This is a genomic window from Streptomyces sp. cg36, assembly GCF_041080675.1.
Lineage (GTDB): Bacteria > Actinomycetota > Actinomycetes > Streptomycetales > Streptomycetaceae > Streptomyces.
The window spans coordinates 4,010,069-4,022,517 of the sequence record NZ_CP163520.1; the positions used below are offsets into that span (position 1 = coordinate 4,010,069).

Genomic DNA, 12,449 nt, shown 5'->3' on the forward strand with positions numbered 1-12,449 from the left:
TCCGCAAAGCGGTGGACGGGGCATGGGTTCATCGGAGAGCCTGATCCCCATGCCCTCACCGCTCGACGAGCTCCCGATCCGCCGTTTGACCATTGACGACCTCGTTCCTTGCGCCGATCTCTCCGAGAACCGCGGTTGGCCGCGCGAGGAGCACAAGTGGGGCCTGCTCCTCACCGCCGGAACCGGGTACGGCATCGACGACCCCGAGGGCAAGGGGCTGGTCAGCGCCTGCGTGATCACCTCGTACACGCCGGACCTGGACGCGATCGGCATGGTCCTGGTCGCGGAGAAGTACGCCCGCCAGGGAGTGGGGCGGCGGCTGATGCGGCACGTCCTGGCCGAGCTCGGCGACCGGCCGGTGACCCTGCACGCCACTCCGTACGGGAGGCCGCTCTACGAGGAGCTTGGCTTCACGGTCGTGGGCCGCGCCGAGATGGTGCGCGGCTACTTCCGCCCCTCGGGACCGGCCGCCACCGTGGCCACCCGCCCCGCGACCGCCGAGGACCTCCACGCCATCCTGCGCCTGGACGGCGAGGTCTTCGGCCGCGACCGTACGCATGTGATCACTCGGCTGCCCGCCTTCGCCGACCAGCTGCGGGTGGCGGAGGACGCGGGAGGGCTGATCGGATACGCGGCGCTCTGGCCGAACATGGAGACCCATGTCGTGGGGCCGCTGGTCGCACGGGACACGGAGACCGCGAAGGCCCTGGTCGCCTCACTGGCGGCGGGGACGGACCGCCCGCTGCGCACCGACATCGACGTACGCCACGAGGAGCTGCTGAACTGGCTGAAGGCGAACGGTCTGGAACCGATCGCCTTCAACGCGGTGATGACGCGCAACCTCCCCGAGCTGCCCGGCGACTGGACCCGCAGGTTCGCTCCCCTGACGGTCGCGGCGGGCTGATCCGGAAGCGGAGCCGGGTGGCCTCGGCCTGAAGCCGTGGGACTGCTGTGGCTCAGCCGAGCCGCAGCACGGCCTGGGTGGCGAAACCGTGGTCCTGCTCGGGGGCGCCGCCGCCCACACCGATCGCCCCGATGAGCCGGCCGTCACGGTGGACGGGAACGCCACCCGCGATGAAGAGCAGCGGCCGGTCCAGCGCGGTCGGCAGCGTGTGGAAGAGCCCGCCCGGCTGAACGGCGTCGACCAGGTCGGCGGTCGGGGCGTTCAGCTGGAGCGCGGTGTACGCCTTGCGGGTGCTGGTCTCGCCCGCGATCAGCACGGCGCGGTCGTCCCGGCGGAAAGCGAGCAGATGACCGCCCGCGTCCAGCACGGTGATGGCGACGGTGACGCCGGCCTCCTCGGCGGCGGCGCGCGCTGCCTCGACGAGGGCCTCGGCGTCGTGGGTGGTGAGGGGGGCGACTGCGGTGGCGGTGCTCATGAGGGGTAACTCCTTGATGCGGTAGTGCGGTTGGTCCGTGGCGCCCCCAGGGGTGGCGGGGGCGGCTGCGGGTTGGTCAGTGGTGGACGGCGGCCCGGGCGGGTTCGGCCGTGGCGCCGCTGACGATGCGGCTGTCGGCGGACGTCCGCCGTTCGAGCGTGCTGGAGACGATCGCGAGGACGACCGCGGAGGCGGCGAGCGTGGCGCCGACCCAGTTGGGGGCGGTGTAGCCGAGTCCGGCCGAGATCACCAGGCCGCCGAGCCAGGCGGAGAGGGCGTTGCCGAGGTTGAAGGCGCCGATGTTCACCGCGGAGGCGAGGGTGGGCGCGCCCGCGGCCTGGTCGAGGACCCGCTTCTGCAGCGGCGGCACGGTCGCGAAGCCGAGCGCCCCGATGAGGAAGACGGTCACGGCGGACGCGGTCTTGTCGTGCGCGGTGAGCGTGAACAGGGCCAGTACGACGGCGAGCCCGCTCAGCGACACATAGAGCATGGGCATCAGCGCACGGTCGGCGAACCGGCCGCCGATCAGGTTCCCGGCGACCATGCCGAGTCCGAAGAGGACGAGCAGCCAGGTGACGGAGCCGTCGGCGTATCCGGCGACATGGGTCATCATCGGCGTGATGTAGGTGATCGCGGCGAAGACGCCGCCGAAGCCGAGCACGGTCATCGCCATGGCGAGCAGCACCTGGACGTTGCGGAACGCGGCGATCTCGTGGCGCAGCCGTACGCCCTCGGCCTTGGGCATGTCGGGGATGAGCTTGGCGACGCCCAGCAGCCCGACCACGCCGAGCGCGGCCACGATGAAGAACGTGGTGCGCCAGCCGATCTGCTGGCCGACCAGGGTGCCCAGCGGAACGCCGACGACATTGGCGACGGTCAGACCGGTGAACATCATCGCGATGGCCCCGGCCTTCTTCTCGGGGGCGACCAGATCGGCCGCGACGACCGAGCCGATGCCGAAGAAGGCGCCGTGCGCCAGGGAGGCGACGATCCGCCCGGCCAGCATCAGCCCGAAGACCGGGGCGACGGCGGAGAGCACATTGCCGACGATGAAGAAGCCCATCAGCAGCATGAGCATGCGCTTGCGGGAGATCCTGGTGCCCAGGACGGTCATCAGCGGGGCGCCGAGCACCACACCGAGCGCGTATCCGGTGACCAGGTAGCCGGCCATGGGGATGCTCACGTCGAAGGTGTCGGCCACCTCCGGGAGCAGGCCCATGATCACGAATTCGGTGGTGCCGATGCCGAACGCCCCGATGGCCAGGGCTAGCAGCGCGAGGGGCATGGGATTGCCTTCCAGGAGATTGCACGAGCGCCTTACGAGCGTCCACAATAATTGCAGACGCGGGCTAATTGCAAGCGCGGGCTATTGCGCACTTGGCCTATCCTGGAGGCAGGCCGCTCTGGACGGAGGACACACGCATGACAGCGACGGACCCCGCGCTCACCGCCCTCGCCCAGGGCTGGTGCGCCCTCTCACTGCTGCACGGAAAGATCGAGACCCATGTGGAACGGGCCCTGCAGTCGGGGCACGGCCTCAGTGCGCGCGAGTACTCGCTCCTGGACGTCCTCAGCCGCCAGCACAGCGGCCCGGGCGGCCATCTCCAGATGAAGCAGGTCGCCGACGCGGTCGTGCTCAGCCAGTCCGCCACCACCCGGCTGGTGACGCGCCTGGAGGACCGGGGGCTCCTCACCCGGTACCTCTGCGACACCGACCGGCGCGGCATCTACACCGATGTCACCGAGTCGGGTCAGGCCCTGCTCGACGAGGCGCGCCCCACCAATGACCGCGCACTGCGCGAGGCGCTCGACGAAGCCGCCAAGAACCCGGAGCTGGCACCGCTGGTCAGGACCGTCGAGGAACTCCGCGTCCCGGTGTCGTCCTCCCCGGCGTAATCTCCGGGCCATGAGCGATCTTGAGATAAGGCCCGCCGCGCCCCAGGACATCCCGGCGATCGTGGCGATGCTCGCCGATGACCCACTGGGTGCCCAGCGGGAGTCGCCGGACGACCTCGCCCCCTACCTCGCCGCCTTCGACCGGCTGGCCCGGGACCCCCATCAGCATGTGGTGGTCGCCGTCCGCGACGAACAGGTCGTCGGCACGCTCCAGTTGACCGTGATCCCCGGTCTCTCCCGGCGCGGCGCCACCCGCTCGGTCATCGAAGGCGTACGCGTCCATTCCGATGAACGCGGCAGTGGCCTCGGCACCCGGCTCATTGAGTGGGCCGTCGCGGAATCCGGGCGCCTGGACTGCCAGTTGGTCCAGCTGACGTCGGACGCCACCAGGATCGACGCGCACCGCTTCTATGAGCGGCTCGGCTTCGAGGCATCGCATCTGGGGTTCAAGAAGGCCCTCTGAGCCGCCAGGCTCAGAGGGCCTCACTGCCCACGCTCGCGGGACACGTTTCACGTGAAACAAGGGTCATGCGGCAGGCCCTGGGGACAGAGCTCAACGAAGTCATCGGGCCTGGCTTGTTTCACGTGAAACGTCAGACCCCGCGCCAGCCCTCGGGGTCGACACCTCCGGGCACCGCCTCGGCCGGGCCGTAAGGCTCCCGGGTGAAGACGAAGGACCCGAGGTCGAGATGGCTCACCGAGCCGTCCGGTCGGCGCACGGCCCGCAGGACCTCCCCCTGGTAATAGTCGTCGAGCCCCACCCAGTCGCCATCGGCACGGGGCTCGAACCTCGCCGCACGGCCCCGGCCGCGCAGCGGCTCCAGCGCCACCGTGCCATCGGCGTGCAGCCGCAGACCGTAGGAGTGCGTTCCCCAGTACCAGGGCCCGGTGAGCTCCAGTACCGCCGGATCCACCTCGGTCAGGGGCCGCCACGGCGCGGGAAGCCTCGGCTCGGCCTCGACGACGATCCGGACCAGGTCGGCCGCGACCGAGGCGGCTGCGCCCGAGGTGGAGTTGGCGAGCGCGACCGCCCCCACCCCGTCCTCCACGCTGATCCACAGACCCGCGACGAAGCCCGGCAGCGAACCAGTGTGTCCAGTGAGGGTGCGATGGCCGTCCTGGCAGCTCAGCTGCATGCCCAGCCCGTATTCGTTCTGCCAGTCCCCCGCCTCGGGCGGGGCCGACGGCGTCCGCATCTCGCGCACGCTCGCGGCGCTCAGCACCCGGTCGTCTCCCACGGCGAGGAAGACGGCGAAACGGCAGAGGTCCGCGGCCGTCGACCACAGCTGGCCCGCCGGAGCCATGATGCCGAGGTCCTCCGACGGCTCGGGCAGCAGGGCGTCCGCCCATGGGTGCACCGCCCAGCCACCCGCGTGCGGGGCCACCGGCTGTGCGCTCGTCCTGGTCAGACCCAGCGGATCGAGGATCTCGCGCTGCAGAGCCTCCTCCCAGGGAACGCCCCGTACGGCCTCGACCAGCGAACCGAGCAGGGTGTACCCCGGGTTGGAGTAGTGGTGCAGCCTGCCGACCGGATGCAGCAGCGGGCTCTCGCCCAGTACGTCCGCGAGCTCGGGGCGCAGCGCCGCCGAACTCCGCTCCCACCAGGGCGCGGGCGTCTCGGCCGCCAACCCGGCGCTGTGGCTGAGGAGTTGGGCGATGGTGACCTCGCCGACTCCGGTGCCGGGCAGGTGCTTCTCCAGCGGGTCGCCGAGGTCCAGCAGCCCCTCGTCCCGCAGCCGCATCACCAGTACGGCGGTGAAGGTCTTGGTGATCGAGCCGATGCGGTACTGCACATCGGCGTCCGGCCCATGGCCCTCGACGGAGGTGCGGGAGCCCGTCCAGACGATCCGGCCCTCGCGCACCACGGCGGCGACCAGCGAAGGCAGCCGCTGCTCGGACTGCGCCACGGCGAGGCGGTGGATCAGCGCACGTTCCGTACCGGGCAGGAGGTCGGCGGGGGCCGTGGTCATCGGCGGGGCGATCGGCACATACGGGGATGAAGTCATGGCCCAAGGTCTATCCTCGCGCCCCATGGCCGTCGAGTGGTTTTCCCACGACACACGGGAGACGACGCGGACACAGCGGTGCGGACCGCGCCGCGCGGCCCGCACATCGACGCCGGACACGCCTCAACTCACCTGCGGCTGAGGCGGATCAGGTCTGCGCCATGTCGACGAAGCGCGAGTAGTGGCCCTGGAAGGCCACCGTGATCGTCGCCGTCGGACCGTTACGGTGCTTGGCCACGATCAGGTCCGCCTCGCCCGCTCGCGGGGACTCCTTCTCGTAGGCGTCCTCACGGTGCAGCAGGATGACCATGTCCGCGTCCTGCTCGATGGAGCCGGACTCACGCAGGTCGGAGACCATCGGCTTCTTGTCCGTGCGCTGCTCGGGGCCACGGTTCAGCTGGGAGAGCGCGATGACCGGGATCTCCAGCTCCTTGGCGAGCAGCTTGAGGTTTCGCGACATGTCCGAGACTTCCTGCTGGCGGCTCTCGGCGCGCTTGGAGCCGCCGGACTGCATCAGCTGGAGGTAGTCGATGACGACGAGCTTGAGGTCGTTGCGCTGCTTGAGCCGACGGCACTTGGCGCGGATCTCCATCATCGACAGGTTCGGGGAGTCGTCGATGTAGAGCGGGGCCTGGGAGACGTCCGGCATCCGGCGCGCGAGCCGGGTCCAGTCCTCGTCGGTCATGGTGCCGGAGCGCATGTGGTGCAGCGCGACCCGGGCCTCGGCCGACAGGAGGCGCATCGCGATCTCGTTGCGGCCCATTTCGAGGGAGAAGATCACGCTGGGCAGGTTGTGCTTGATGGAGCAGGCCCGTGCGAAGTCCAGTGCCAGCGTCGACTTACCCATGGCGGGACGGGCCGCGATGACGATCATCTGACCCGGGTGCAGACCGTTGGTGAGGGAGTCGAAGTCGGTGAAGCCGGTGGGCACACCGGTCATCTCACCGCTGCGGGAGCCGATCGCCTCGATCTCGTCGAGAGCGCCCTCCATGATGTCGCCGAGCGGCAGGTAGTCCTCGCTGGTGCGCTGCTCGGTGACGGCGTAGATCTCGGCCTGGGCGGAGTTGACGATCTCGTCGACGTCGCCGTCCGCCGCGTATCCCATCTGCGTGATCTTGGTTCCCGCCTCGACGAGACGGCGGAGCACGGCCCGCTCGTGGACGATCTCCGCGTAGTACGAGGCGTTGGCCGCGGTCGGGACCGACTGGACCAGGGTGTGCAGATACGAGGCGCCGCCGACGCGGGTGATCTCGCCGCGCTTGACCAGCTCGGCCGCCACGGTGATCGGGTCGGCCGGCTCGCCCTTCGCGTAGAGGTCGAGGATCGCCGTGTAGACCGTCTCGTGCGCCGGCCGGTAGAAGTCATGGCCCTTGATGATCTCCACGACGTCCGCGATGGCGTCCTTGGAGAGCAGCATGCCGCCGAGGACGGACTGCTCGGCGTCGATGTCCTGCGGGGGCACCCGCTCGAAGTTGGCCGAGCCGCCGCCGTCCCAGGACTCGCCGTCGCTGCCCCGGTCGTGCTGATCGTCGCGGCCTCGGCCCCGTCCATCGGCTCGGCGGGGGCGGGAGACGGGCAGACGGTCACCCGGACCGCTGTCGGCCCAGGGGTCGTCCAAGGGCTCGGGAATACTCACCGGGCCACCTCCTCCCGTCCGCTCCGCGGACCTCGCCGTGCCACTCTGTTCTACGGCACGACACTGACAAAACGAGTCGCCCGACTCCGGTTCCGGCGCGTCGGGCGCCGGTCCACGTTAGGCCCGTCGGCACCGTCAGCCAATCTGGTTATCCACAGGCCATGTGGACGACGGACCAGATGCTGTGGAGAACTCCGCAGAACCTGTGCACGGACCGGGGGACAGCACTGTGGACAAAGTCATAGCCACCCCGCCAACACGGCTCTGACCTGGCATTTTTCCATCCACCGGCTGTGGGGGAGAAAAACTTTCCCAGCTGGCCCAAGATCACGACAAACGGCGCACAGCCGAACCGCACGCCGGTTCCAAGGTAAGGATCAATAACCCATTGCATCTCTTACCTGTGGAAGATTAGATTGAGTTCATGACACAGGCCCCAGCGGCACCGCGGAACATCCGTCGCCGGCACGACCGAGAGATCGTCTCACTCGCCGTGCCCGCGTTCGGCGCGCTCGTCGCCGAGCCGCTCTTCGTCATGGCCGACAGCGCCATCGTCGGCCACCTCGGCACCCCGCAGCTGGCCGGTCTGGGCATCGCCGCGGCGCTCCTCACCACCGCCGTGAGCGTGTTCGTCTTCCTCGCCTATGCCACCACGGCAGCCGTCGCCCGGCGCGTCGGCGCCGGTGACCTCCAGGCGGCCATCCGTCAGGGCATGGACGGCATCTGGCTCGCCCTGCTGCTCGGCGCGGCCGTCATCGCCGTCGTCCTGCCCGCCGCCCCGTGGTTCATCGACCTCTTCGGCGCCTCGGAGAACGCCGCGCCGTACGCCGTCACCTATCTGCGCATCTCCGCCCTCGGCATCCCCGCCATGCTCATGGTGCTCGCTGCCACCGGCATCCTGCGCGGCCTCCAGGACACCAGGACCCCGCTCTACGTGGCCGTCGGCGGCTTCACACTGAACGCCGGACTGAACGCCGGCCTCGTCTACGGGGCGGGGCTCGGCATCGCGGGCTCCGCCTGGGGCACTGTGATCGCCCAGTTCGCGATGGCGGCCGTCTACCTCTGGGTGGTCGTCCGGGGAGCCCGGCGCCACGGCGCCTCACTGCGGCCCGACGCGGCGGGCATACGGGCCAGCGCCCAGGCGGGCGTCCCGCTGCTGGTCCGTACGCTCTCGCTCCGGGCCATCCTCATGATCGCCACCGCGGTCGCGGCCCGGCTGGGCGACGCCGACATAGCCGCCCACCAGATCATCCTGTCCCTGTGGACCCTGATGGCCTTCGCCCTCGACGCCATCGCCATCGCCGGGCAGGCCATCATCGCCAGATATCTGGGCGCCGGGGACACCGAGGGCGCCCGGCAAGCCTGCCGCCGCATGGTGGAGTGGGGAATCGCCGCGGGAGTGGTGCTCGGGCTGTTGATCGCCGTTGCCCGGCCGCTGTTCGTCCCGCTCTTCACCGGCGACCAGGCCGTCCATGACACCCTGCTGCCCGCTCTGCTGGTGGTGGCGCTCTCCCAGCCGATCTCCGGGATCGTCTTCGTCCTCGACGGCGTGCTGATGGGAGCGGGAGACGGCCCCTATCTGGCCTGGGCGATGCTCGTCACCCTTGCCTGCTTCACCCCGGTGGCACTGCTGGTGCCCGCGTTCGGCGGCGGGCTCACGGCGCTGTGGTGGGCGATGACCCTCATGATGGCCGTCCGGATGCTCACCGTGTGGCTCCGCGCCCGTTCAGGGCGCTGGCTGGTGACCGGCGCGACGCGCTGAGCGCGGTCCAGGCAGCCACACCTCGTACGAGAGGTCCACGCCCCGCAGCGACGCCCCTGCGGGGCCTCGGCGCATGTTTCACGTGAAACATGGCCTGCCACTGACCGCGGTGTTTCACGTGAAACACCGCAGTCGCCGCCCACGGCAAAGGGCCGCACCCCGGAGGGTGCGGCCCTTCACATGCTCTGCTGAGCGCTTCGCTTAGGCGGCGATGACCTCGACGCCAAGCTTCGCGACAACGTCGGCGTGCAGACGCACGGACACCTGGTGCGCGCCCAGGGTCTTGATCGGCGAGCCGAGCTCGACACGACGCTTGTCCACGTCCGGGCCACCGGCAGCCTTGATCGCCGCAGCGACGTCGGACTGGGTGACGGAGCCGAAGAGACGACCGGCGTCGCCGGAGCGAACGGCCAGACGGACCTTCACGCCCTCCAGGCGAGCCTTGACCTCGTTGGCCTGCTCGATGGTGGCGATCTCGTGGATCTTGCGAGCGCGACGGATCTGCTCGACGTCCTTCTCGCCGCCCTTGGTCCAGCGGATCGCGAAACCGCGCGGGACCAGGTAGTTGCGAGCGTAGCCGTCCTTGACGTCGACAACGTCGCCAGCGGCACCGAGGCCGGAGACCTCGTGGGTGAGGATGATCTTCATTTTTCGGTCACCCTTCCCTTATCGCGCGGTGGACGTGTAGGGCAGCAGCGCCATCTCACGGCTGTTCTTGACGGCCGTGGCGACGTCACGCTGGTGCTGCGTGCAGTTGCCGGTCACGCGGCGGGCACGGATCTTGCCGCGGTCGGAAATGAACTTCCGCAGCATGTTCGTGTCCTTGTAGTCCACGTAAGCGGTCTTGTCCTTGCAGAAAGCGCAGACCTTCTTCTTAGGCTTGCGCACAGGCGGCTTCGCCATGGTGTTTCTCCTGTGTGATCAAGAAGTGGGGGTACGGGCTGCCCTAGAAGGGCGGCTCGTCCGAGTAGCCGCCGCCGGAGCCGCCGGAGCTTCCGCCCCAGCCGCCACCGCCGCCACCCTGCTGCTGGCCACCGCCGGCCGGCGCACTGGAAGCCCACGGGTCGTCGGCGGGAGCGCCGCCACCCTGCGGGCCGCCGCTGGGAGCTCCGCCCCAGTTGCCGCCGCCCTGCTGCTGGCCACCGCCGCCGTAGCCGCCCTGGCCGCCTCGACCGGTGGTCTTGGTGACCTTGGCCGTGGCGTTCTTGAGGCTGGGGCCGACTTCCTCGACGTCCAGCTCGAAGACCGTGCGCTTGACGCCCTCGCGGTCCTCGTACGACCGCTGCCTCAGCCGGCCCTGCACGACGACGCGCATGCCTCGCTGAAGCGACTCGGCGACGTTCTCCGCCGCCTGACGCCAGACCGAGCAGGTCAGGAAGAGGCTTTCGCCGTCCTTCCACTCATTGGTCTGACGGTCGAAGGTGCGGGGGGTCGACGCGACACGGAACTTCGCGACGGCCGCACCGGACGGGGTGAAGCGCAGCTCGGGGTCGTCGACGAGATTGCCGACGACCGTGATGACGGTCTCGCCTGCCATGGGTGAACCTCTCGGCGGGGATTGCTGCTGGCTGCTGTGTTGCTACTCGGAACCCGATGACTTCTGAGCGGAAGCTCAGTGGGTCTCGGGACGGAGGACCTTGGTCCGGAGGACCGACTCGTTCAGGTTCATCTGACGGTCGAGCTCCTTGACGACCGCAGGCTCGGCCTGGAGGTCGATGACCGTGTAGATGCCCTCGGGCTTCTTCTTGATCTCGTAGGAGAGACGACGACGGCCCCAGGTGTCGACCTTCTCGACCTTTCCGTTGCCCTCACGGACGACGGAGAGGAAGTTCTCGATCAGGGGGGAGACAGCGCGCTCCTCCAGATCGGGGTCGAGGATGACCATCACCTCGTAGTGACGCATGTGGAACCCACCTCCTTTGGACTCAGCGGCCACGGTCGTTCCGTGGCAGGAGGGTCGTGATGCGTACGCAACGGTATCCGCCGCCACTGACAATCCCGCTCGGAAGGAGAGGGAGTGCGTCCTGGGCAGGGCAGACACCGGTGCAGACCGTACAGAGTACCTGCACACCCGCTTCCGGTTGAAATCCGGCGGTCAGGGGACGCAATCTGTACACATCGGGTGTGCGCGGCGCTACCCTTCGCCGCGTTCCGCTTCCGCCAGGAGGTGCCCCATGGCACAGGCAATGCGATCGAACTCGTCCGTCGTCTCCCTCTTCGCCACCGACGGCAAGCCCCATCCCCTCCAGGACGCCTTCATGGCGGTGACCGTCGTGCTCGGCGCGCTGGCGTTCACCACCTCGTTCTTCCACAATCTGCACCTGCTCAGCTCGTGGGCGGGCCTCGTCGGGATCCTCACCGGGGCGTACGGGCAGTTCATCTCGGAGACGACCCGGGAGCGGTTCCTGCTGATCCTCGGGCTCGGTGCCTCTGCCATCGGCTTCTTCCTTGGCATGGCCCACGGCGGCCTCTTCGGCGGTGTCGTCGGCGGCTGAGAGCACCCCGTACCGACCCAGGGTCCGTACAGCCATCCGGGGCGCTCCCCGGGCGCAGTAGGCTTCGGCGCGAGAGCCGGAGCCCCTGTACCCATGGGGACACACCTGCCGAGGAGCGCCCCGCATGAGCCTGACCCTGAGGACCATCAGCCGAGAGCAGCATCTGGCGTACATCCAGAGCCTGCCCGCGGCGAGCCACTGCCAGGTCCCGGCGTGGGCTGATGTGAAGACCGAATGGCGCTCGGAGAACCTCGGCTGGTTCGACAAGAACGGCCAGATGGTCGGTGCCGGTCTGGTGCTCTACCGCCAGCTGCCGAAGATCAAGCGCTACCTCGCCTACCTCCCCGAGGGTCCGGTCATCAACTGGTACGCCCCGAACCTCGAGGACTGGCTGCAGCCGATGCTGGCGCACCTCAAGCACCAGGGCGCCTTCTCCGTGAAGATGGGTCCGCCCGTCGTCATCCGGCGCTGGGACTCGGCCGCCATCAAGTCCGGCATCCAGGACCCGGACGTCAAGCGTCTGCGGGACGTCGAGGCCACCCACATCGAGCCGCGTGCCTTCGAAGTCGCCGACCGGCTGCGGAAGATGGGCTGGCAGCAGGGCGAGGACGGCGGCGCGGGCTTCGGCGACGTGCAGCCGCGCTACGTCTTCCAGGTGCCGCTCGCCAACCGCTCGCTGGACGACGTCCTCAAGGGCTTCAACCAGCTGTGGCGCCGCAACATCAAGAAGGCCGAGAAGGCCGGCGTCGAGGTCGTCCAGGGCGGCTACCACGACCTTGAGGAGTGGCAGCGGCTGTACGAGATCACCGCTGTCCGTGACCACTTCCGGCCGCGCCCGCTCTCGTACTTCCAGCGCATGTGGACGGTCCTCAACAACGAGGACCCCAACCGGATGCGGCTCTACTTCGCCCGGCACAACGGGGTGAACCTGTCGGCGGCGACGATGCTCGTCGTCGGGGGCCACGTCTGGTACTCCTACGGCGCCTCCGACAACATCGGCCGCGAGGTCCGGCCCTCGAACGCGATGCAGTGGCGGATGCTGCGCGACGCGTACGCCATGGGCGCGACCGTCTACGACCTGCGCGGCATCTCCGACTCGCTCGACGAGACCGACCACCTCTTCGGCCTCATCCAGTTCAAGGTGGGCACCGGCGGCGAAGCCGTCGAGTACGTCGGTGAGTGGGACTTCCCGCTGAACAAGCTGCTGCACAAGGCCCTCGACATCTACATGTCGCGTCGCTGATGGTTGCTTGATTCCGTCTCTCATACCTCTGA

At 69.2% G+C, this 12,449-nt stretch carries 14 protein-coding genes; 6 read left to right on the forward strand and 8 right to left on the reverse strand.

Annotated elements, in window-relative coordinates; translation table 11 throughout:
• Positions 1 to 49: 49 nt before the first annotated feature.
• On the forward strand, positions 50 to 904 hold the full coding sequence (locus AB5J87_RS17895; protein ID WP_369377760.1) for a GNAT family N-acetyltransferase: 855 nt from the start codon (positions 50 to 52) through the stop codon (positions 902 to 904).
• Between the two features lie 52 nt (positions 905 to 956).
• On the opposite strand, the gene AB5J87_RS17900 is transcribed toward AB5J87_RS17895, so the two are convergent.
• The gene (locus AB5J87_RS17900) at positions 957 to 1,379 is read right to left on the reverse strand and encodes a heme-binding protein (RefSeq protein ID WP_369377761.1); all 423 of its coding nucleotides are present in this window, start codon (positions 1,377 to 1,379) and stop codon (positions 957 to 959) included.
• 76 nt (positions 1,380 to 1,455) lie between these two features.
• Positions 1,456 to 2,664 (reverse strand): MFS transporter, encoded by a 1,209-nt coding sequence (locus AB5J87_RS17905; RefSeq protein ID WP_369377762.1) that lies wholly within the window; start codon positions 2,662 to 2,664, stop codon positions 1,456 to 1,458.
• A 137-nt stretch (positions 2,665 to 2,801) separates the two neighbouring features.
• Here AB5J87_RS17905 and AB5J87_RS17910 point away from each other — a divergent pair, with 137 nt between their 5' ends.
• Both AB5J87_RS17910 and AB5J87_RS17915 read left to right on the forward strand, forming a co-directional pair.
• Entirely contained in the window at positions 2,802 to 3,275 is a 474-nt protein-coding gene (locus tag AB5J87_RS17910; protein ID WP_369377763.1) for a MarR family winged helix-turn-helix transcriptional regulator, read from the forward strand.
• A gap of 10 nt (positions 3,276 to 3,285) precedes the next feature.
• Complete coding sequence (locus tag AB5J87_RS17915; protein WP_369377764.1) at positions 3,286 to 3,738, forward strand: N-acetyltransferase family protein; 453 nt, start codon at positions 3,286 to 3,288, stop codon at positions 3,736 to 3,738.
• Positions 3,739 to 3,868: 130 nt separating this feature from the next.
• Here AB5J87_RS17915 and AB5J87_RS17920 read toward each other — a convergent pair whose 3' ends face one another.
• Complete coding sequence (locus tag AB5J87_RS17920) at positions 3,869 to 5,245, reverse strand: serine hydrolase domain-containing protein (RefSeq protein WP_369383573.1); 1,377 nt, start codon at positions 5,243 to 5,245, stop codon at positions 3,869 to 3,871.
• A gap of 184 nt (positions 5,246 to 5,429) precedes the next feature.
• On the reverse strand, positions 5,430 to 6,917 hold the full coding sequence (gene dnaB, locus AB5J87_RS17925) for a replicative DNA helicase (RefSeq protein ID WP_369377766.1): 1,488 nt from the start codon (positions 6,915 to 6,917) through the stop codon (positions 5,430 to 5,432).
• Positions 6,918 to 7,341: 424 nt separating this feature from the next.
• Between dnaB and AB5J87_RS17930 the strand changes: the two genes are divergently transcribed.
• A complete protein-coding gene (locus tag AB5J87_RS17930) occupies positions 7,342 to 8,679 on the forward strand; it encodes an MATE family efflux transporter (RefSeq protein ID WP_369377767.1) in 1,338 nt (445 codons plus the stop codon).
• Between the two features lie 201 nt (positions 8,680 to 8,880).
• Here AB5J87_RS17930 and rplI read toward each other — a convergent pair whose 3' ends face one another.
• The 4 genes from rplI to rpsF form a co-directional block, all read right to left on the reverse strand.
• Entirely contained in the window at positions 8,881 to 9,327 is a 447-nt protein-coding gene (gene rplI / locus AB5J87_RS17935) for a 50S ribosomal protein L9 (protein WP_369377769.1), read from the reverse strand.
• Positions 9,328 to 9,345: 18 nt separating this feature from the next.
• Entirely contained in the window at positions 9,346 to 9,582 is a 237-nt protein-coding gene (gene rpsR / locus AB5J87_RS17940; protein WP_005315025.1) for a 30S ribosomal protein S18, read from the reverse strand.
• A 43-nt stretch (positions 9,583 to 9,625) separates the two neighbouring features.
• Complete coding sequence (locus AB5J87_RS17945) at positions 9,626 to 10,216, reverse strand: single-stranded DNA-binding protein (RefSeq protein WP_369377770.1); 591 nt, start codon at positions 10,214 to 10,216, stop codon at positions 9,626 to 9,628.
• Between the two features lie 75 nt (positions 10,217 to 10,291).
• The gene (rpsF, locus tag AB5J87_RS17950; protein WP_067162183.1) at positions 10,292 to 10,582 is read right to left on the reverse strand and encodes a 30S ribosomal protein S6; all 291 of its coding nucleotides are present in this window, start codon (positions 10,580 to 10,582) and stop codon (positions 10,292 to 10,294) included.
• 271 nt (positions 10,583 to 10,853) lie between these two features.
• On the opposite strand from rpsF, the gene AB5J87_RS17955 reads away from it, so the two are divergent.
• The gene (locus tag AB5J87_RS17955; protein WP_369377771.1) at positions 10,854 to 11,174 is read left to right on the forward strand and encodes a hypothetical protein; all 321 of its coding nucleotides are present in this window, start codon (positions 10,854 to 10,856) and stop codon (positions 11,172 to 11,174) included.
• Positions 11,175 to 11,298: 124 nt separating this feature from the next.
• Positions 11,299 to 12,417, forward strand: a complete 1,119-nt coding sequence (locus tag AB5J87_RS17960; protein WP_369377772.1) for a lipid II:glycine glycyltransferase FemX — start codon at positions 11,299 to 11,301, stop codon at positions 12,415 to 12,417.
• The last annotated feature ends 32 nt before the right edge of the window (positions 12,418 to 12,449 follow it).

Coding starts and splice junctions, on each gene's coding strand:
- AB5J87_RS17895 (WP_369377760.1), top strand. CDS start 50: ATGCCCTCACCGCTCGACGAGCTCCCGATCCGCCGTTTGACCATTGAC.
- AB5J87_RS17900 (WP_369377761.1), bottom strand. CDS start 1,379: ATGAGCACCGCCACCGCAGTCGCCCCCCTCACCACCCACGACGCCGAG.
- AB5J87_RS17905 (WP_369377762.1), bottom strand. CDS start 2,664: ATGCCCCTCGCGCTGCTAGCCCTGGCCATCGGGGCGTTCGGCATCGGC.
- AB5J87_RS17910 (WP_369377763.1), top strand. CDS start 2,802: ATGACAGCGACGGACCCCGCGCTCACCGCCCTCGCCCAGGGCTGGTGC.
- AB5J87_RS17915 (WP_369377764.1), top strand. CDS start 3,286: ATGAGCGATCTTGAGATAAGGCCCGCCGCGCCCCAGGACATCCCGGCG.
- AB5J87_RS17920 (WP_369383573.1), bottom strand. CDS start 5,245: ATGACCACGGCCCCCGCCGACCTCCTGCCCGGTACGGAACGTGCGCTG.
- AB5J87_RS17930 (WP_369377767.1), top strand. CDS start 7,342: ATGACACAGGCCCCAGCGGCACCGCGGAACATCCGTCGCCGGCACGAC.
- rplI (WP_369377769.1), bottom strand. CDS start 9,327: ATGAAGATCATCCTCACCCACGAGGTCTCCGGCCTCGGTGCCGCTGGC.
- rpsR (WP_005315025.1), bottom strand. CDS start 9,582: ATGGCGAAGCCGCCTGTGCGCAAGCCTAAGAAGAAGGTCTGCGCTTTC.
- AB5J87_RS17945 (WP_369377770.1), bottom strand. CDS start 10,216: ATGGCAGGCGAGACCGTCATCACGGTCGTCGGCAATCTCGTCGACGAC.
- rpsF (WP_067162183.1), bottom strand. CDS start 10,582: ATGCGTCACTACGAGGTGATGGTCATCCTCGACCCCGATCTGGAGGAG.
- AB5J87_RS17955 (WP_369377771.1), top strand. CDS start 10,854: ATGGCACAGGCAATGCGATCGAACTCGTCCGTCGTCTCCCTCTTCGCC.
- AB5J87_RS17960 (WP_369377772.1), top strand. CDS start 11,299: ATGAGCCTGACCCTGAGGACCATCAGCCGAGAGCAGCATCTGGCGTAC.